The sequence below is a fragment of the Paraburkholderia fynbosensis genome, assembly GCF_902859935.1.
Classification (GTDB): Bacteria; Pseudomonadota; Gammaproteobacteria; order Burkholderiales; family Burkholderiaceae; genus Paraburkholderia; species Paraburkholderia fynbosensis.
In genome coordinates this window covers 268,951-288,228 of record NZ_CADIKI010000006.1, presented here as the reverse complement: position 1 = coordinate 288,228, position 19,278 = coordinate 268,951, and the positions used below count along the sequence as shown (strand labels likewise).

The window sequence follows — 19,278 nt, the reverse complement described above, 5'->3', positions numbered from 1 at the left end:
CGTAGCCGCCGCACTCAACGCATGAAGCGTGCGTGAAGCGTGTGAAGCATGCGGAAACAGCGCTCCTCCCGGTGACGTCCAGGTCCATATCAACGATCGCATCGGATCTGGACAGCGTCCGCCAGCCAGGCCCGCGACGATCATCCGGGAGACATCTCGTGAAGTGGCTCAACATGACCCTGTTCCGGGCTCTCACTCTGGCCAGCTTCACGGGCTATGCGCAGAGCGCCGGTCACATCGGTCCTCAGATCGCGGCGATCGTGGTGAGCGTCAATCAGGTCGATATCGACGCGGGCAAGCTCGCGGAATCGAAGTCTGGCTCGAAGGACGTCGAGGCGTTCGCGCAGCGCATGCTCCCCGAGCATAGGGGCGTCAACAAGGCTGCCGCCGACGCGTGCACAAGCTCGGCGTGACGCCCGAGGATAAGCCTCCGGTCCAAGCCTCAAGCAAGGTGGCGGAACCTCGCTACATTGAAGACCCTCACAGGCATGGCTTTCGATCGGGCGTATATTGATCAAGAAGTGGCCCACCACGAGAGCGTGTTCGATGCGCTCGACAAGACCCTGAGTCCGGTTGCTCACAACGATGAATTGAAAGCGCTTCTCGTCCAGGTGCGGCCGGCGTTTGTCGCGTTCCGGGAGCACGCGAGGCACCTACAGGCGGAACTGGGCAAGAGTGGACGCTGAGATGCCGTGCTGCGGGCACGCTACGAACACTCGCGCGTACGGGCGGCTTGATCCTTGCTGTCGCGTAAGGGGCAGTGCCCGGCGTCAGAACATTATTCCGATGGTCGACCCCGGCACGAATGCCGACTTCGATGGAATGAAAGCAGACGATTGGAATTTCCCGGACAGCGCGGCGGCGCGCTGTGGCCGGTGTTAGCCGGTGCGGTTCGCTATGTGATTAAAGGAGGCGGCAAATGATCAGCGACCCTAAGTATTTGATCGGCGAAAAGATCTTCCCCGCCGGGACCATTCGCTGCATGTTGGCCGTGTCGGTCGGCTTCGTCCTGGCTGCAACCCTGGAAGCGAAAGCGGAAGGGCGAACGATCAGCATCGTATCGGGCACATATGGCCAGAGCTGCGGAGCGCTACACGGTAATGTCACTCGTGAGATGGCGCATCGATGTAACGGCCGGACGACGTGCGAATACTTGCCGCGCGCCCCGCAAAAAGGCCGCTCGACGGGTGCATGTCGCAATGACTTCGTGGCCGAGTGGCGTTGCGACAGTGCGGAGTTCCATACGGCCGCACTCGGTTCCGCAGTGAGATGGGGTGACACACTCGTGCTGAGTTGTGTCAGCGAGCGCGGCGCGGGCAAGTAGCGCCGCTGCGCGCAAACAGCCCGATTCCGATGCGCCTTTTTCAGCCCGCTTTGCGAACCGGCGCAAAGCGCCGCTTGCCGCGCGCCGGTGTCAGGCGCCGAAAACGCTCCCGTTTGTGCTCTTCTTCGAAATGGCTGAGCGACGGTTTGACCAGATCGCTGCGCGACACGATGCCAACGAGGCGCATGCTCTCGTGGTCGGCCACCACGGGCAATCGTTCGAGATTGTGCACGGCCAGCCGCGTCGCGACAAGGCGGCAGGTTTCCGACGGCAACGCAAACGCGGGGGTGGTTTGGTCGAACACGTCGGCGAGCTTGAGCGCGCGCTTCGCCGCTTCGGCTTCACTGTCTTTAGCGCAGAAGCGTTCGAGCAATGCGCGGTCGGCCACGCCGATCACCGCGCCGTCACGGACGACGGGATAGGCCCGGCGCAGTTGGCTGGCGCCGAAAAACGTCGACAGCGCGTCGCCGACCACTATCTCCGCGTCGATCGATTCGACCGTGGTCGTCATCACCTCGTCGACGTAATGACGCTCGAGCGGATCGACGCCATACTCGCGATAGATGTGGTAACCACGGCGCGCGATTTTCTCGGTCATGATTGAGCGACGCATCACAACCGTCGAAAAGCCGTGCGCGATCAGCGTCGCAGTCAGGAGCGGCAGCAGTGCGTTGCTGTCGTGAGTGAGCCCGAACGCGAACACGATCGCCGTCAACGGCGCACCGAGGGTGGCGCCGAGCGTGGCGGCCATGCAAACGAGCGGCCACAACGCCGGCTGGTTGCCCGGCAGCCAGTGCGAGAGCACTGCGCCGAGGCCGGCGCCGAGCATCAGCAGCGGCGCGAGCACGCCGCCGGAAGTGCCGGACCCGAGCGCGACGACCCACATGACGGCCTTCACCGCTAGCAGCAGGAGTGCGACCTGCAATGCGATGTGCTGATGCAGCAGATCGCCGATCACGTCGTAACCGACGCCAAGCGCGCGCGGTTCGAGCCATCCGCCGATGCCGACCACGATCCCGCCCAACGCGGGCCACCACATCCAGTGGACCGGCAGTTTGCCGAACAGGTCTTCCGTCTTGTACAGCGCGGCGGAAAGTCCGGAAGCGAGCGCGCCCGACAGCAGTCCGGCGACCACGCAGGAGAGCAGCGACCAGCCGTCCGGTGCGGCGGTTTCGAGCGGGAACAACGGGCCCGTGCCGAAGAACAGCGCGCGGGCGAAACCGGCCACCGCACAGGCCACCGCCACAGGCAGGAAGCTGCGCGGGCGCCACTCGAACAGCAGCAGTTCGACCGCGAGCAGTAGGGCCGCCACCGGCGTGCCGAACACCGCGGTCATGCCGGCGGCGGCGCCCGCCACCAGCAGCGTCTTGCGTTCCGCCGCCGTGACCTTCACGCATTGCGCGATCAGCGAGCCCAGTGCGCCGCCGGTCATGATGATCGGACCTTCCGCGCCGAATGGGCCGCCGCTGCCGATCACGATGCCTGACGACAGCGGCTTGAGCACGGCCACCTTCGGCGACATCCTGCTCTTGCCGAACAGGATCGCTTCGATCGCCTCGGGAATGCCGTGCCCGCGGATTTTTTCCGAGCCATAACGGGCCATCAGCCCGACGATCAGGCCGCCGATCACCGGCACGCCGATCACCCAAAGGCCGAGCGTGTTTTCGGCAGGCGAACGTTCGGCGAACGACAGTGTGCCGAAGAAGAACAGGTTGGTGAACAGATGAATCAGGTTCAGCAACACGAATGCGGCCAGTGTGCTGACCATGCCGATGCACGCGGCCAGCGCAAAAATGCCAGGCAGCCGGGCGTTGGCCGAAAAATCACGCTTGTGGGAATCCATGCTCATGATTAGTCGAAGTCGATCTGTGGAATCTGGAAAGCGCCCTCGAGCGATTTCAATTCGGCGCGGTGCAGTTCCGCGAGTCTCGCGAGCACGCGCTCGCCCGCTTTTTCAAGGTGCACTTCCACCTGCCGGCGATCGGTTTCGCTGACTTGGCGGCGCACCAGATTGAGTGCCTCGCAGCGCGACACCAGCGCGACGACGCCGTGATGCTGCGACTGCAGCCGCTCGGCGAGTTCGCCGACGCTCGCCCAGTCGCGCCCGGGGTACCCCTTGATGTGCAGCAGCAACAGATACTGCAACGGCGTGATGCCCTCGCTCTGCGCGGCCTGTTCAGAGAAGCGCTCGAAGCGCCGCATCTGATAGCGAAACTCCGAGAGTTGCTCGAAGTCGGGTTTCGTCAGTCCGCGCGTCCGTACTTTCATGGGAGCCCTGTGCATACAGATAAAACGTTGAATATATCACAAAGTGATGCATTCGCTCCTGCTGCCGGATGCCGTCAGGCAGTCTGCTGTGCCTTCATCACGGTTTGGCGGTAGAGGCCGGAGATCAGGTCCACCTGCGTAATCATGCCGATCAGATGCCCGGCGGCATCGAGCACCGGAATATGGTGGTGGCCGTGATGGGCGAACATCGGCACGAGGTCGGTGATCGGCGCCGAGGCCGGGATTGTGCGCATCTCGGTACTCATCACGTGGCCGACGGCCGGAGGGCGGCGCGCGTCGCCCCGCAGCCAGCCGTCGATGTGTGTGGTGATCGGCGCGAACTTGCTGAAAACCCGCTTATCGACAAGGTCGGTTCGCGTCACGATGCCGATCAGCTTCTGATCGGCATCGATAACGGGGAGCGCCTTGACCTTGTTGCGTTTCAACAGACCCCACGCAGTCGTCGCGCGCGTGGTCACGGAGACCGTCACCACGTGACGGGACATGATGTCTTCGCAGCGAAGTTCGTTGAAACTGCGCGAGAAGGCCTGAAGCTGCGTTTCGCGCAGCAGCGATTCGAGATCGTCCGGATCGATGTCCAGCATTTCGCCGCGGCGCTTCAACACCGTGTCGAGATCCGCGCGCGTGAAGCCGCCGCGCGACGCGTCGTCGGCTGGCGCGCTACGGTTCTGCCGCCCCGCGTGCGGGTAGCGATGGCCGGTGACGGCGTGATACGTGAGCGCCGCGGCGAGCAGCGCAACCGACTGGAGCGCAATCGGCTCCAGCACGAACCGGTAGCCCAGCGCATGAATGGCGGGCCCACCCAGCACCGCCGTCAATGCGACTGCGCCCGACGGCGGGTGAACGCAGCGCAACGCAAACATCCCGCCGATCGACAGCGCGACCGCGAGCGCCGCGGCCAAGGTCGGGTCGGCGATTGCATGGGCACAGGTCACGCCGATCGTCGCCGACACCAGATTGCCGCCGACGATCGACCAGGGCTGCGCGAGCGGACTGGCCGGCACGGCAAACAACAGCACGGCGGATGCGCCCATCGGCGCGACGAGCAGCGGGATGTTCGCGGCCGGCCCCAGCAGCAGATACGTAGAGCCGCCGGTGAATGCGATGCCGAGCAGCGCGCCGAGACAGGAGCGGGCGCGCTCCTGCCATTTCACGGCGACCGGTGCGGGAATGAAGCTGGCTAGCCAGCGCAGGGCAATGGAGCGGAACAAAGTCTGGAGGGGGAAAGGAGTTGATGATGTGACCGGCATTACCGGGGAAACCCTGGCAACACGAGTGCTCTTTGGCGGTCATTATATTGCATTGTGATATAAAAACTGACCCCAATCTGTTCCGCGGCGAGCGGCAATGGCGTTTCGTCCTACAGATCAAGTCTAGCGATGCGCGATTTGAGCATGACGATTGAGCATTGCTGGCCGAGTTCTCTCGCAACCATTTTCACCTTCGCATGCGAGGCGGCTCATATATCACAAAATGACATACAATGAACTGAGAATGTGCTGGCGCTGGGGCTATGCACTATTGGCGTCGAGCGTGGCGCCTCGTGTTTGCCTCTGTCGTACGAGAAGCGGGCGTGTTGTCGCGTTTCGCAAACGCAAAGCACAGGGAGAAATGACATGCCGACATTCAACCGCATTCTTCTCTGTTACGACGGAACCCGGGAGGGGCAGCACGCGTTGAAGGACGGCGCTTCTCTGGCTCAGGAGCTTCACGCGGACGTGCACGTTCTCTCCGTCCTCAACAATTCCGCGTGGATGCAAGGCGCTGACATTACCTCCGCCGTGCCCATCGATCTCATCACCGATTCGGCCAGAAGTTTGCTCGACGAAGGGTTGCAGAAACTCGCCGCGCGCGGAATCATCGCGCGCGGGCATTTCGCCATCGGCGATCCGCTGGATCAGATTCCGCTGCTGGCAAACGAACTGAAGGTCGATCTGATCGTCGTCGGGCACCGTCATTCGAGCCGGCTCGCGCGCTGGTGGGGCGGCAGAAGCGACGGCCTGCTGCTGGACCGGGTCGGTTGCAGCGTGCTCGTCACGATGGGACCGGAAATCGGTCCGCACGCAGCGGTGGCCGGCAGCTCGGGCGCAGGTGAGACGACGCGCCCTGTCGAGCATTCCTAGCGCAAATTTGCTGCAATTGCATGCCATGGGAGCGGGCCGCCGCGCCCGGTTATCGCATGTCCTTGCCGTTGAGTGCTGCGCTGCACCAGTGACAAAACAAAAACCAAAAAGCAGAATACACGGCTCACCCGCCAACGCCGCGCTCCCTCGCCGCAGGATTAAAGGGCGCGCTGCCGGCGGGCATAGGCTGTCATTTATGGACGCACAGGGACACACAATGATCGATTTGCGCAGCGATACCGTAACCCGCCCGACTCCGCCGATGCTCGCGGCCATGTCGGCCGCTGAAGTCGGCGACGACGTCTGGGGCGACGACCCCACCGTAATGCGTCTGCAAGCCGCGGTCGCCGAACGCGCCGGCAAGGAAGCCGGCCTGTTCTTCCCGAGCGGCACACAAAGCAATCTCGCGGCATTGATGGCGCACTGCGCGCGCGGCGACGAATACATCGTCGGCCAATTGGCTCACACGTACAAATACGAAGGCGGCGGCGCGGCGGTGCTCGGCAGCATCCAGCCGCAGCCGCTCGAAAATGCCGCCGACGGTTCGATCCCCCTCGAGAAGATCGCCGCCGCGATCAAGCCCATTGACGACCACTTTGCGCGCACGCGTTTGCTGGCGCTGGAAAACACCATCGGCGGCAAGGTGCTGCCGGCCGGCTATGTCGCCGAGGCGGTGCAGCTCGCGCGTCAGCGGGGCCTCGCGGTTCATCTCGACGGCGCGCGCGTCTACAACGCGGCAGTCGCGTCGGGCAAGCCGGTCGCGGCGCTGTGCGAGCCGTTCGATTCCGTCTCGATCTGTTTTTCGAAGGGACTGGGCGCGCCGGTGGGCTCCGTGCTGGTCGGCAGCCAGGCGCTGATTGACGTGGCGCACCGCTGGCGCAAGGTGCTAGGCGGCGGCATGCGCCAGGCCGGCGTGCTGGCGGCGGCGTGCCTATATGCGCTGGATCACAACGTCGAGCGTCTCGCCGACGACCACGCGAACGCTGCGCATCTGGCCGCGGGTCTGGAGTCGATCGAACAGGTGAAGGTGCAGTCGGTCGCGACGAACATGGTGTTCGCGCAGTTTCCGCAGCAGCATTGTGCGCCGCTCGAAGCGTGGCTCAAGGAGCGCGGCATCCTCACGCAGATGCTGTACGCGTCGCGCTTCGTCACGCATAAAGACGTGTCGCGTGCCGATATCGACACGTTCATCGCCGCCGTGAAGGGGTATTTCGCGGCGCGTTGAGCGGTGCCAGGTTAAGCATGCGAAGAAGCGGGGGCGCTGTCCACAGGCCCCCGCTTCTTTCATTTCGCCGACGCCTTGACGTGTGCTCCCGCGCGATGCGACGGCGCCAACAGCCGCAGTCCGCTCGCGAGGCTTGCCGCGCCGGCGAAGAACGCGCCGGTGCCGAGCGCGAGCGTCGGACCATGCCGGCCGGCAATCCCGAAGCTCAACGCGACCAGCGCCGCGCCGGTCGTCTGCCCGAGCAGCCGCGCCGTTGCGACGATGCCGCTTGCGCCGCCGCTGCGCTCGGGCGGTGCGCTCGCCATCAACGCCTTCAGATTCGGCGACTGGAAGAAGCCGAAGCCCGCGCCGCAAATCGCCATCCGGATGCCGATGTCGAGCACATGCGGATGCGCCGGCAGCAACGCGAGCGACGCCATCCCCGCCGACATCACCGCAAGCCCGATCGCACCGAGCAGGCCCGGCGGATAGCGGTCCGACAGACTGCCCGCGAGCGGCGCGGCCAACGCGACCACGACAGGCCACGGCGTCATCAGAAAGCCGGTCTCGACCTGGCTGCGATGCAGCACGTCTTCGAAGTAGAACGGCAGCGAAACGAACGCGAGGCCCTGCGCCGCGAACGAGCACACTGCCGTGACCGCGGACAACGCGAATACTGGCCGCTTGAACAGATCGACCGGCAGCATCGGCGCAGGGTGGCCCGCTTCACGGCGAATCAGCAGCAGGCCGAAGACCAGCGCGATCGCCGCCGCGCTCAGCACCAGTTGCGTCGACGCGCGCTGGGCCGCCTCGCCGAGCGCGAAAATCAATGCGGCGAAGGTGATGACGTTGAGCAGCGCCGCGACCGGATCGAAATTGTGCTTGCCGCGCCCGGTGTGGGGCAACGCGGGCCATGCGAAGCCCAACGCGAGCACGCCGAGCGGCACGTTGACCGCGAACAGCCACGGCCACGCGGCCACCGACAGAATCAGGGAGGCCACCGTCGGCCCCACCGCGAACGACACGCCGACGATCAGCGCATTGGTGCCAAGACCGCGTCCGAGCCGGTGCGGCGGATACAGATAGCGGATCAACGCGGTATTCACGCTCATGATCGCGCTCGCGCCGAGCCCTTGCAGCACGCGCGCGGCGGCGAGCAGGGGCAGCGTCGAAGCCATCGAGCACGCGAGCGAGGCCAGCGTGAACAGCGCAATGCCGCCGATATAAATGCGCCGATGCCCGACGATATCGCCGAGCGCGGCGAGCGGCAGGAGCGTCGCGACCATCGCGAGCTGATACGCGTTGATGATCCACACCGACGCCGCAGGCGCCGCATGCAGGTCCGCGGCGATGGCGGGCAGGGCGGTGTTGGCGATCGCGGTGTCGAGCGTGGCGAGTGCGACCGCGAGCATGATCGCGGCCATCGCGCGGCGGTTGGCGGCGGACATCGGGCCGTCCGCCGGGAAAGCATGCGCGGCGGTGGCGCTGAGTTTGTCGGACAAGGCGTGGCCCGTCGGGTTATGCATGCCGATGCGGCGGCTCTGAGGGAGCACGACGCGAGCGGCAGGATTGCGTGGAGTGAAGTGCGCGTCGCCTGATCCACAGAAGCGGGGCGCGCGGCGGAATGTAGCGATTGTTACAGAGACGCGGAATTCCTGCTGGCGCGCGGACAGTGCGGGCTTTAATTGGGACGGACGCGATCGAAGCGCCTAGACGCAACTAACGGTCAGGCCAGTCGAGCCACTTCGAACCGGCGCGTGTAACACACTGTCAAACGTGACTCGCATCACTGTTCTGCAGACGAGGCAGCCTGATTCAACGACGAAAATTGGATTAATCGACCCGGTTCATCCGCGCGTCACGCGGCGAAAAAATAATGGTGCCGTACGTCTGTCCGCGTTGGTCCGTTTGTCCAATACGCGCTGCGACTCGCCATACTCAGGACTGGCTTGGGCGCCCGCAATGCACGGCCGCAGTGCCGTCCACGTGCGGATTTGCACCGCGCCCGTGCGCGCAGGTCGTCGCATCGGCGCGCAACTGCCTGTACGCGCCCGTGCTTGCGGGCATGGCACGTGCGTGGCTAACCGCTTGTGCTCGCCGGTGTGCGGCAGCCGTAAAATGTCCTACTCTGCTTCTTAAACCGCCTGACCGGCACGCGCCTCCCGTCCGTCACCAATGCGGTCCGCGCATGCCGCGTCGTTTTTAACCGGAGGCTTCGATGACAGCCGTCGATCTGGAATTCGACCAGCTCAACAGTACCGTCGACGCGCTACGGCGCTCAATTTCCAATCGCATGATGTACGGCGTCGGCAAGGATGCCGTCACCGCGCATCCACATGACTGGCTGCATGCGGCAGCCCTCGCCGTGCGCGACCGGCTGGTCGCGCGCTGGATGAAAACCACGCGCCTGCAATACGAGCAGGACGTGAAACGCGTCTACTACCTGTCGATGGAATTCCTGATCGGCCGGACCTTTACAAATGCATTGCTGGCGCTCGGCATTCACGATCAGATGAAGGAAGCGCTCGCGAGCCTCGGCGTCGATATGGAAGCGCTGGTCAATATCGAGCCCGACGCCGCGCTAGGCAACGGTGGTCTCGGCCGGCTCGCGGCCTGCTTTCTCGATTCGATGGCGACGCTCGGCATTCCGGGTTTCGGCTACGGCATCCGCTACGAGTACGGGATGTTCCGTCAGGAAATCGTCAACGGCGAGCAGGTCGAAGCGCCGGACTACTGGCTGCGCGCGGGCAATCCGTGGGAGTTTCCGCGGCCCGAGATCAAGTACATGGTTCACTTCGGCGGGCGCACGGTGCAGCGCGGCGAAAAGGTCGAGTGGATCGACACGGAACATGTGAACGCCACGGCTTACGACACCGTCATTCCCGGCTACGCGACGGACGCGACCAACACGCTGCGGCTGTGGTCGGCGCGCGCCACCGATGAACTGGATCTCGGCGCGTTCAATCGTGGCGACTACCGCAACGCAGTCGACACGAAGAACATGTCGGAGAACGTCTCGCGCCTGCTGTATCCCGACGACTCCACGCCCGCCGGCCGCGAACTGCGGCTGCGCCAGGAATACTTTTTCGTCTCGGCGACCATGCAGGATTTGATTCGCCGCTATCAGCGCACGCACAGCACGTTCGGGCGTTTTGCGGAAAAGGTCGCGGTGCATCTGAACGACACGCACCCGGTACTGGCGATCCCCGAACTGATGCGTCTGCTGGTGGACGTGCATCATCTGCCGTGGGACAAGGCCTGGAAACACGTCACGCAGATCTTCTCGTACACGAACCACACGCTGATGCCCGAGGCGCTCGAAACGTGGGACGTCGAGATGCTCGCGCGTCTGTTGCCGCGGCATCTCGAGATCATCTTCGAGATCAACGCGCAGTTTCTGAAGCACGTCAGCGAGCACTCGGGGCATGATGCCGAGATGATCCGCCGCATTTCGCTCGTCGATGAATACGGGCAGCGGCGCGTGCGCATGGCGTATCTGGCGATCGTCGCGAGCCACAAGGTGAACGGCGTGTCGAAGCTGCATTCGCAACTGATGACGCGCGACATCTTTGCCGACTTCGCGCGCATCTATCCGGATCGCTTCACCAATGTGACCAACGGCATCACGCCGCGCCGCTGGCTCGCGCAAGCAAGTCCGTCGCTGTCGTCGCTGATCGACGAACGGATCGGCAAGCATTGGCGCAGCAATCTGTTCGAGCTGGAGCAGTTGCGCAATCTGCGCACCGACAGCGGCTTCATCGACGCTTTCCGCGACGCCAAGCGGCAAAGCAAATTGCGGCTCGTGCAACGGCTCGCGCAGCATACGAGACAGCATTTCAATCCGGACGCGTTGTTCGATCTGCAGGTCAAGCGTATTCACGAATACAAGCGGCAACTGTTGAACGTGCTGCACGTGATCGTGCGCTACAACCAGATTCGCGCGAATCCGGAGCGCGACTGGGTGCCGCGCGTCGTGATGTTCGCGGGTAAGGCCGCGTCCGCGTACCGGATGGCGAAGTCCATCATCAAGCTGATCGGCGACGTCAGCGAGAAGGTCAATCAGGATCCGCTGATCGGCGATCGTCTGAAAGTGGTGTTCGTGCCGAACTATGGCGTGAGCGTGGCCGAACTGATCATTCCGGCGGCCGATCTGTCCGAACAGATTTCGATGGCGGGCACCGAAGCGTCCGGCACCGGCAATATGAAGCTCGCGCTCAACGGCGCGTTGACGATCGGCACGATGGACGGCGCGAACATCGAGATCTGCGACGCGGTGGGGCGCGAGAACATCTTCATCTTCGGCCATACCGCAGACGAGGTGGACGACCTGCGCGCGAGCGGCTACCGGCCCCGGCACATCTACGAGGAAAACCCGGCGTTGCGCATGGCGCTCGACCAGATCCGCAGCGGCTACTTTTCGCCGGACGATCCGGTGCGTTTCTCGGATATCTTCCACACGCTGGTCGACTGGGGCGATCACTACATGGTGCTGGCCGACTTCGACGCGTTCGCGAAGGCGCAGGAAGAAGTGGATGCGCGCTTCGTCGACAGGCGCGCGTGGACCGAAAGCGCGATCGAGAATGTCGCGGGGATGGGGCAGTTTTCATCCGACCGCACGATCGGCGAATATGCGCGCAATATCTGGCGGGTGAATCAGCTCGATCTGGATTGAGTATGCCGGCTCGCTGATTCTGTTTCGTTTTAGCGCGCTACAAGTGACAAGGCCGTGCGGCTCATCGTTGGACCGCACGGCCTTTTTTATCGCGCAAGTAATCTCACGGCGCGAAACTTTCGCTCGCGTTCGCCGCATGCAGACCCAATTGGCCGCGCTGGAAATCGAACAGCACGTCGATGTTCTGCATCGCCATCAGACCCACCACGATACGGTTCGCGTTCGGCTTCGCCTTGACGATCGTGACTTGCGCACTCTCATAGTGATGCGTCCAGGAACCCACGCCGATCGCCGCCTCGTAGTTGCCGCGATTGAGCACGTTGCCGACGTCGTCGTCGCCGGTCCAGTTCGGCGTCTTGTCCGTTTCGATGCGGATCATGCCGGAACTGCCGGTGGCGAACACCAGTGGCGCGCAGAAGGTCATCTTGTCGGCGACGCGCACGCAGCCGGTCGGCCATTGTGTCGCGCCGTCTTTCGATGCGGCCAGCGGCAGCATCGTGTAGTCCTTCGTAAGCGCATTCGACGGACTCAGCACGAGGTAAGGCTTCGCGAAGTTCGAGCGCACCAGATAGCGTTGACCGATGTTGCCCGGCAACGCGCGCAGCGGCTGCGTGCAGCAGCTATCGCCCGGCAGGTCCGCGCCGATGCCGGCAATCCCGGAGAACGCCCAACCGAACTCGCCGGTGTAGCCGTCCATCGCGACACAACGCTTTGCGCTCGGCAGACAGCGCACCACATCGACAGCCTGCGCGGCGATCGGCGCGGGCTTCGTGCCGGCCACGCTGAACGGCAGCGTCACCGCGGCGCCCACCACTTCCGCGCCGTTCGCGAAGGGCAGCGACGTGACGTCGCCGGCGCGCATGTAGTTCGAACCCGGCAGCGTCGACTTCAGGATGCGCACCCCTCGCGTGCCGGTGTCCACTGCGACGTACAACGGCTTGCCGTCGAGCTGGACCGGCACGCCGAGGCGCGCGTGATCCTCGTCGGCGCGCTCCACGTGCAGCGGAATCAGCAGGCCGTCGTTGCCGCCGTTGATCAGCATGGCCGTGGACGGGGGCGGCGTGGGCACCGGGAAGGTGGCGGCGCAACCGCCGAGGGCGGTGGCCGCGCACGCCGCCACGCAAGCAAGACGCAGCTGGTGGGCACGCAAAGCGGCACGGAGGCGAGTTTGCCAATGCGGACGACGAGGCCGCCGCGCGGCATGAAGAGATGACAGGGACATGGATCACACTCGCTAAAAGGCGCGGTCCTTTTGCGGGGCAATGCATCGCAATGCCTGGAGGTGTTTCGGGTCGGCGTGAGGCCGACTCGCGGCATGTGCGCAGACTGATCGCTCGTACAAGCCCGCCCCGACGGCATTCACGAGCGGCCGCGCATGGCGACACGCTCAAGCACATCAAAGCGAAGGCACCCTGCAAGAGGAACGCAACAACGGAAGCGGCGACTCTACATGGCCGCTCGGGCGCAATTGCCAAGATGTGTAAAGGTTTGCTCGCGGTGAGTCAGACGCCGGTACGCGCCTGCATCGGCCTGCTTCAATCCGGGCGCGAAGCACGCATCATGGTCGCATGCGCGGGGCCCAGCGTCGCGCGGTCGAGGGCGGTGGTCAGCACGCCGATCACGTCGTCGACACTGCGCGAGGCCACTTCGGTGCGAAAGACGATGTGCTCGCGCAGCTGGTCGACGGTCACGACGTAGAGACGCAGATCGCCGCCGAGCGCGGCATGCAGCGCTCGCCGTGCAAGCGCCGACGGCGTGCCGGGCACGCTAACGTCGATAACGACGAGCGGAACCATCGGATGGATGGCGCGGCGGTCGATGCGTGAAACGCGCAGCACGGAGATTTCAGACGGCGCGACTGAAGTGAGCATCATGGTTGCCCGGCCCGCAAGAGGCGGCGCGCGTTGTCCATACTCGCTCCACTTTAATCGGGCGCGCCTCAATGGCACGCAAAAGTTGGTGCTGCACGAATCAAATTTGTGTTAACGAGTTCGTGCTAATGAGCGAGCCTCGTGGGAAACGCGAACAGCGTCACGCCTTTTGCACCGCCGCCGCTTTCGCTTCGTCCACCGCGGCGCCCACCGCGGCGCCCACCCGCTCGACGAATTCGCGATCGGTGCTCATCAGCGCTTCGCGTTCGCCGTCGGCCGTCTGCACCATCAACCGATGCGTGATGTCCTGCGTGGCCCAGGTGAGCCAGCCGACCACGACCAGCATCACGCCGCACACGATGCCCGCCGGCGAACCGAAGATCACGCCGGCAATCGCGCCGATCAGGCCGAGCACCGAGATCGTCACCGGCAAGACCTTGTTCTTCGGCACGGTGACGACCCGCACGCCGACGATATCGCGCAGCGGAAAAACCTGACCGGCGGACGAGAGGGCATTGCGCGTGACCGACACGCCGCGATCGTTGAAAGGGGTTTCCATCGGGTTCAATGCAAGGTAGTGAAGGAGATGGGCGCAGCGTAGCAGACTTCAACGCGAGCAGTGACGCGACATGATGCCCGGACTGTAGCGGGTCAAGGAAATTTCTATCGTGGTCTGGCGGATTGGCTAAGATGAAGCATGGTTGCCGATGTGCCCGTACGTGAATAGACAATAGTCCGCTCGCCTGCCCAGGCCGGCGGTCGTCTTTTGCTCGCGCAATCCCGGCTCGGCCCGATACTTCCACGGCGTCGCGCCCAAGGGATAAAACATGATTGCGCTTGCGCTCGGAGGTCATTCTGAATATCGGCGTATACGGCACTCTGGTTGCCACCTCCCTTGTCCTGCTTCTCGGCGAGAAGCTGATTCAGTGGATTGCCGTGCTGCGCACCTACTCGATTCCGGCACCGGTGGCCGGCGGGCTCATCGTTGCCGTCAGCGTATTGTTGATACGCCTCACGACGCGTATCGAAGTGCGCTTCGAGCCCGTGCTGCAGGTGCCGCTCATGCTCGCGTTCTTCTCGACCATCGGTCTGAATGCGCACATTTCTAGCCTGAAGGCGGGCGGCCCCGTGCTGATCCGATTTCTCGCGCTGGTCGCCGGACTGCTCATACTGCAGAACGTGGCCGGTGTGCTGCTGGCCTTCGCGCTCGGCGTCGATCCGCTCTTCGGACTGCTCGGCGGATCGATTACGCTGTCGGGTGGCCACGGCACGGGCGCCGCATGGAGTCAGGTCTTCGCCGAGCATCATGGGCTGAACTCGGCCACGGAAATCGCCATCGGCTGCGCGACGTTCGGGCTCGTGATCGGCGGGGTGCTCGGCGGCCCGATTGCACGCCTGCTCATACGTCGAATCGGCGACGACGAAAGGCGGCGTATTTCCGATCGCGAGAACGAGACGCTGGTCTTCGAAGAGCCCAAAGCCCAGCAGCCGACCACGCCCGCGGCGATCATCACGACGCTCGCGTTGATCTCCGTGTGTCTGACCGTGGGCGAAATGGTGGCCGAGTGGCTGGCCGGGACCATTTTCGAATTGCCTACGTTCGTCTGCGTGCTGTTCGTCGGCGTGCTATTGAACAATGGGCTGTCGCTCGTGCGGGTGCAACTCGATCAGCATGCGGTCGCGCTCGTGGGCAATGTCAGTCTCGCGTTGTTCCTGGCAATGGCGCTGATGAGACTCGACCTGTGGGAACTCGCGGCGCTCGCGGTACCGGTCATCGTGATCCTCGCTGCGCAGACGCTGCTGATGGCGCTGTATGCCGTGTTCCTGACGTTCCCGGTGATGGGGCGCAACTACGACGCGGTGGTCCTGAGCGCCGCGCATTGCGGTCTGGGAATGGGTGCGACGCCTACCGCCATCGCCAACATGCAGGCGATCACCAACCGCTTTGGCCATTCCCATATCGCGTTCCTGATCGTGCCGATGACCGGGGCGTTTTTTATGGACATCGTCAACGCGATCGTGATCAAGCTGTTTCTCGCGCTGCCGTTTTTTCGCTGATACGCTAGAGGCGTCCCGGTGGGCTTCGTTAGAGGCGGATCCACTGCGGCGACCGCGAGTTCAGCGTCTATCTGCGCCACACCTTCACGGGACGCCCAGCCCACGCACATCCGCGTCATCCGATACCAAAACTGATATCAATACCGCCAAAAATTTAATTGGAAAGATATCGCCCCGCTCCGTACACTTCAGCAGTCCCATAAAGTGAGCGACAGCCTTCCGTGATCCGCATTCCAGAGCTTTGCGAGGCCCGTGGCGGCGCGGAACGCGCGGCTCGCCAGCCGCTTAATCGTCATCTCGCCGGCCGCGCCGCGCCGGTCGGTCAACTGGCCGGTGCTGTGCCCCGGCACGTGCATCAAGGAAATAGGCATGTCGGAAAATAAGCGGAAATTGCGTTCGGCTGAATGGTTCGGCACAGCCGACAAGAACGGCTTCATGTATCGAAGCTGGATGAAGAACCAGGGCATCCCCGACCACGAATTCGACGGCCGTCCGGTCATCGGCATCTGCAACACGTGGTCGGAGCTCACGCCGTGCAACGCGCACTTTCGCAAGATCGCCGAGCACGTGAAGCGTGGCGTCTACGAAGCGGGCGGTTTCCCGGTCGAGTTCCCGGTGTTTTCGAACGGCGAATCGAACCTGCGTCCGACCGCGATGCTCACGCGCAATCTCGCGGCGATGGACGTCGAGGAAGCGATCCGCGGCAATCCAATCGACGCGGTCGTACTCCTCACCGGTTGCGACAAGACCACGCCCGCGCTGCTGATGGGCGCGGCCAGTTGCGACGTGCCGGCGATCGTCGTCACCGGCGGTCCGATGCTGAACGGCAAGCTCGACGGCAAGAACATCGGCTCGGGCACCGCGGTATGGCAACTGCACGAATCGCTGAAGGCGGGCGAAATCGATCTGCATCAGTTCCTCTCGGCCGAAGCCGGCATGTCGCGCTCCGCGGGCACCTGCAATACGATGGGCACGGCTTCGACGATGGCGTGCATGGCCGAAGCGCTCGGCACGTCGCTGCCGCACAACGCGGCGATTCCGGCAGTCGATTCGCGCCGCTATGTGCTCGCCCATATGTCAGGAATCCGTATCGTTCAGATGGCGCACGAAGACCTCAAGCTGTCGAAGGTCCTGACGCGCGAGGCCTTCATGAACGCGATTCGCACCAATGCTGCGATCGGCGGCTCGACCAATGCGGTGATTCATCTGAAGGCGATTGCCGGCCGCATTGGTGTCGATCTCGAACTCGACGACTGGGTGCGCATCGGCCGCGATACGCCGACCATCGTCGACCTGATGCCGTCGGGCCGTTTCCTGATGGAAGAGTTTTATTACGCGGGCGGTCTGCCGGCGGTGCTGCGCCGGCTCGGTGAAGCGGACCTGCTGCCGTATCCGGGCGCGCTGACCGTGAACGGCAAATCGCTGTGGGACAACGTCAAGGATGCGCCCAACACCAACGACGAAGTCATCCGCCAGCTCGACAACCCGCTCGTCGCCGATGGCGGCATTCGTGTGCTGCGCGGCAATCTCGCGCCGCGCGGTGCGGTGCTCAAGCCGTCGGCGGCCACGCCTGGTCTGCTCAAGCATCGCGGACGCGCGGTGGTGTTCGAAAACCTCGAGCACTACAAGACGCGCATCGTCGACGAAGATCTCGACGTCGACGCCAATTCCGTCATGGTGATGAAGAACTGCGGCCCGAAGGGTTATCCGGGCATGGCCGAAGTGGGCAACATGGGACTGCCGCCGAAGCTGCTGCGCCAGGGCGTGAAAGACATGGTGCGGATTTCAGACGCGCGCATGAGCGGTACGGCTTATGGCACGGTGGTGTTGCATGTGACGCCGGAAGCGGCTGCGGGCGGCCCGCTCGCCGCCGTGCAGGACGGCGACTGGATCGAGCTCGATTGCGATGCCGGCACGCTGCATCTGGATATCAGCGACGCGGAACTGGAGCGCCGCATGGCGCAACATGTACCGCCGCAGGCGCCGAATGGCGGCGGCTATCAGCGCCTCTATGTCGATCACGTGCTGCAGGCCGACGAAGGCTGCGACCTCGATTTCCTCGTCGGTTGCCGCGGTGCTGCCGTGCCGCGGCATTCTCACTGACGTCATAGGCTCGGCGACGCATGTCGACTTGAGTCGAGTGAGCCGTGTAACCGCCAGGCGGCGGTTACACGCGGTCTGATCAAGATCTTCGAGCTTCACGCGCACCAAGCGCGGGCCGCGCGCAGCGACGCCACAGTCGCGCGCGCTCGCGCCGTCGCGGCGCACTGCTGTCCGGCGCATGGCGCCCACGGACACGCAAGCTGCGCCGCGCATCCACACGACACAACCCAAATCGATGGAGACAGTGCAATGAGCACCAAACCGGCCGGCGCGCAGCAAGTTGATGCGCCTTCGCATGTGGAGCAGGGCGAGGAGCAACGCATCGTCGGGATGCTGACGCGCAGACTGATTCCGTTTCTCGCGTTGATTTACGTGGTTGCCTATATCGACCGCTCGGTGGTCGGCTTCGCGAAGCTGCACATGAATGCGGCGATCGGTCTGAGCGACGCGGCTTATGGCCTCGGCGCGGGTCTGTTCTTCATTGGCTATTTTCTGTGCGAAGTGCCGAGCAATCTCGCGTTGGAACGCTTCGGCGCACGCGTGTGGTTCGCGCGCATCCTGTTCACGTGGGGCGTCATCACGATGGCGATGTCGCTCGTGGAAGGGCCGCGGAGCTTCTACGCATTGCGTTTTCTGCTGGGCGCCGCGGAGGCGGGTCTTTATCCCGGCATTCTCTACTTCCTGACCAAATGGTTTCCGATGCGGCACCGCGCGCGCATCATCGGGCTGCTCGTGCTGGCGCAGCCCATCGCCGGCATCGTGACCGGGCCGATTGCGGGCATGGTGTTGTCGACGCATGGCGCGTTCGGTCTGTCGAACTGGCAGATCCTGTTCGTGCTGAGCGGATTGCCGGCTGTGCTTCTGTGCTGGCCCACGCTGCGTCTTTTGCCGGAATCACCCGCCCGTGCGCACTGGCTCGCGTCGGCGGATCGCGCGTGGATCGAACGTGAACTGCTCTCCGATCACGCCTCCTACGCGCTCGAATCGCATCGCAATCCGCTCGCCGCGCTGAAGGACAAACGAGTGCTGCTGCTGGCGCTGCTGTTTCTGCCGTTTCCGTTGAGCATCTACGGATTGTCGTTGTGGCTGCCGACCATCATCAAGGCATTCGGCGTCAGCGATTCGACTACGGGTCTGCTGTCGGCGGTGCCGTATCTGTTCGCCGTAGTGGGTCTTTATCTGGTGCCGCGTCATTCGGATCGTCAGGGCGAGCGTTACTGGCACATCGTCGTCGTATCCGCTCTCGCGGCCGTGACGATGGCGGCCAGCGCGTGGGCGCAAGCGCCGCTGCTGCAATTCATCTTCATCTGCCTGACGGCGTTTTCGCTGTATTCGATTCAGGCAGTGGTGTGGGCGTTGCCGGGCCAGTTCCTGACCGGCGCGAGTGCCGCCGTCGGTATTGCGACGATCAATTCGCTCGCCAATCTCGGCGGCTATCTGGGGCCGTACGGAATCGGGCTCATCAAGGATGCAACCGGCAGTCTCTCCGCCGGCCTGTACTTTCTCGCGGCGACGCTGGTGTTTGCGGTTGTGATTACCTTCGTCGTGCGCTCGGCGTTGCACGCACCTCGCGCGCCGTAAGAAAAATATATATAACGGCCCGCCTCGCCGCCGCTTCATCGGCTATTCAAGGG

Annotated in this window: 15 protein-coding genes and 1 pseudogene; 8 read left to right on the top strand and 8 right to left on the bottom strand. The window is 63.9% G+C overall.

What is annotated here, in order from left to right:
• Window positions 1-173 precede the first annotated feature (173 nt).
• Together HV770_RS12665 and HV770_RS12660 are read left to right on the top strand one after the other, a co-directional pair.
• Window positions 174-686 (top strand): annotated as a pseudogene (locus tag HV770_RS12665) (DUF4142 domain-containing protein).
• Between the two features lie 233 nt (window positions 687-919).
• Entirely contained in the window at window positions 920-1,324 is a 405-nt protein-coding gene (locus HV770_RS12660) for a hypothetical protein (RefSeq protein WP_175160017.1), read from the top strand.
• A gap of 40 nt (window positions 1,325-1,364) precedes the next feature.
• Here the strand turns inward: HV770_RS12660 and HV770_RS12655 are convergent, their stop codons facing one another.
• The 3 genes from HV770_RS12655 to HV770_RS12645 all read right to left on the bottom strand — a co-directional run bounded on the left by HV770_RS12655 (window position 1,365) and on the right by HV770_RS12645 (window position 4,863).
• A complete protein-coding gene (locus HV770_RS12655) occupies window positions 1,365-3,173 on the bottom strand; it encodes a chloride channel protein (RefSeq protein WP_175160015.1) in 1,809 nt (602 codons plus the stop codon).
• Window positions 3,174-3,175: 2 nt separating this feature from the next.
• A complete protein-coding gene (locus tag HV770_RS12650) occupies window positions 3,176-3,592 on the bottom strand; it encodes a MarR family winged helix-turn-helix transcriptional regulator (RefSeq protein ID WP_168662840.1) in 417 nt (138 codons plus the stop codon).
• A 74-nt stretch (window positions 3,593-3,666) separates the two neighbouring features.
• Window positions 3,667-4,863 carry an HPP family protein gene (locus HV770_RS12645; protein WP_175160013.1) on the bottom strand — a complete coding sequence of 399 codons (1,197 nt, stop codon included), beginning with the start codon at window positions 4,861-4,863 and terminating at the stop codon, window positions 3,667-3,669.
• 366 nt (window positions 4,864-5,229) lie between these two features.
• Between HV770_RS12645 and HV770_RS12640 the strand changes: the two genes are divergently transcribed.
• Together HV770_RS12640 and ltaE are read left to right on the top strand one after the other, a co-directional pair.
• A complete protein-coding gene (locus HV770_RS12640; RefSeq protein ID WP_175160011.1) occupies window positions 5,230-5,736 on the top strand; it encodes a universal stress protein in 507 nt (168 codons plus the stop codon).
• A 217-nt stretch (window positions 5,737-5,953) separates the two neighbouring features.
• On the top strand, window positions 5,954-6,961 hold the full coding sequence (gene ltaE / locus HV770_RS12635; RefSeq protein WP_175160009.1) for a low-specificity L-threonine aldolase: 1,008 nt from the start codon (window positions 5,954-5,956) through the stop codon (window positions 6,959-6,961).
• A 59-nt stretch (window positions 6,962-7,020) separates the two neighbouring features.
• Here ltaE and HV770_RS12630 read toward each other — a convergent pair whose 3' ends face one another.
• Window positions 7,021-8,388, bottom strand: coding sequence for an MFS transporter (locus tag HV770_RS12630; protein WP_175160179.1), 1,368 nt, complete (start codon window positions 8,386-8,388; stop codon window positions 7,021-7,023).
• Between the two features lie 770 nt (window positions 8,389-9,158).
• Between HV770_RS12630 and HV770_RS12625 the strand changes: the two genes are divergently transcribed.
• Window positions 9,159-11,612: a glycogen/starch/alpha-glucan phosphorylase gene (locus HV770_RS12625; RefSeq protein ID WP_175160008.1), complete on the top strand. Its 2,454-nt coding sequence runs from the start codon at window positions 9,159-9,161 to the stop codon at window positions 11,610-11,612.
• Window positions 11,613-11,715: 103 nt separating this feature from the next.
• Here HV770_RS12625 and HV770_RS12620 read toward each other — a convergent pair whose 3' ends face one another.
• The 3 genes from HV770_RS12620 to HV770_RS12610 form a co-directional block, all read right to left on the bottom strand.
• On the bottom strand, window positions 11,716-12,834 hold the full coding sequence (locus tag HV770_RS12620) for a hypothetical protein (protein WP_175160006.1): 1,119 nt from the start codon (window positions 12,832-12,834) through the stop codon (window positions 11,716-11,718).
• A 313-nt stretch (window positions 12,835-13,147) separates the two neighbouring features.
• The gene (locus tag HV770_RS12615) at window positions 13,148-13,486 is read right to left on the bottom strand and encodes a hypothetical protein (protein ID WP_175160004.1); all 339 of its coding nucleotides are present in this window, start codon (window positions 13,484-13,486) and stop codon (window positions 13,148-13,150) included.
• Between the two features lie 157 nt (window positions 13,487-13,643).
• On the bottom strand, window positions 13,644-14,042 hold the full coding sequence (locus tag HV770_RS12610; protein WP_175160002.1) for a DUF6232 family protein: 399 nt from the start codon (window positions 14,040-14,042) through the stop codon (window positions 13,644-13,646).
• A 296-nt stretch (window positions 14,043-14,338) separates the two neighbouring features.
• Here HV770_RS12610 and gltS point away from each other — a divergent pair, with 296 nt between their 5' ends.
• On the top strand, window positions 14,339-15,541 hold the full coding sequence (gene gltS, locus HV770_RS12605) for a sodium/glutamate symporter (protein WP_175160176.1): 1,203 nt from the start codon (window positions 14,339-14,341) through the stop codon (window positions 15,539-15,541).
• A gap of 188 nt (window positions 15,542-15,729) precedes the next feature.
• Here gltS and HV770_RS12600 read toward each other — a convergent pair whose 3' ends face one another.
• Window positions 15,730-15,978, bottom strand: a complete 249-nt coding sequence (locus HV770_RS12600) for a hypothetical protein (RefSeq protein WP_175159627.1) — start codon at window positions 15,976-15,978, stop codon at window positions 15,730-15,732.
• Here HV770_RS12600 and HV770_RS12595 point away from each other — a divergent pair.
• On the top strand, window positions 15,911-17,644 hold the full coding sequence (locus tag HV770_RS12595) for an IlvD/Edd family dehydratase (RefSeq protein WP_175160000.1): 1,734 nt from the start codon (window positions 15,911-15,913) through the stop codon (window positions 17,642-17,644). The two genes, HV770_RS12600 and HV770_RS12595, sit on opposite strands and share 68 nt — an antisense overlap.
• Before the next feature lie 249 nt (window positions 17,645-17,893).
• Window positions 17,894-19,225 (top strand): MFS transporter, encoded by a 1,332-nt coding sequence (locus HV770_RS12590; protein WP_175159998.1) that lies wholly within the window; start codon window positions 17,894-17,896, stop codon window positions 19,223-19,225.
• Window positions 19,226-19,278: the final 53 nt, after the last annotated feature.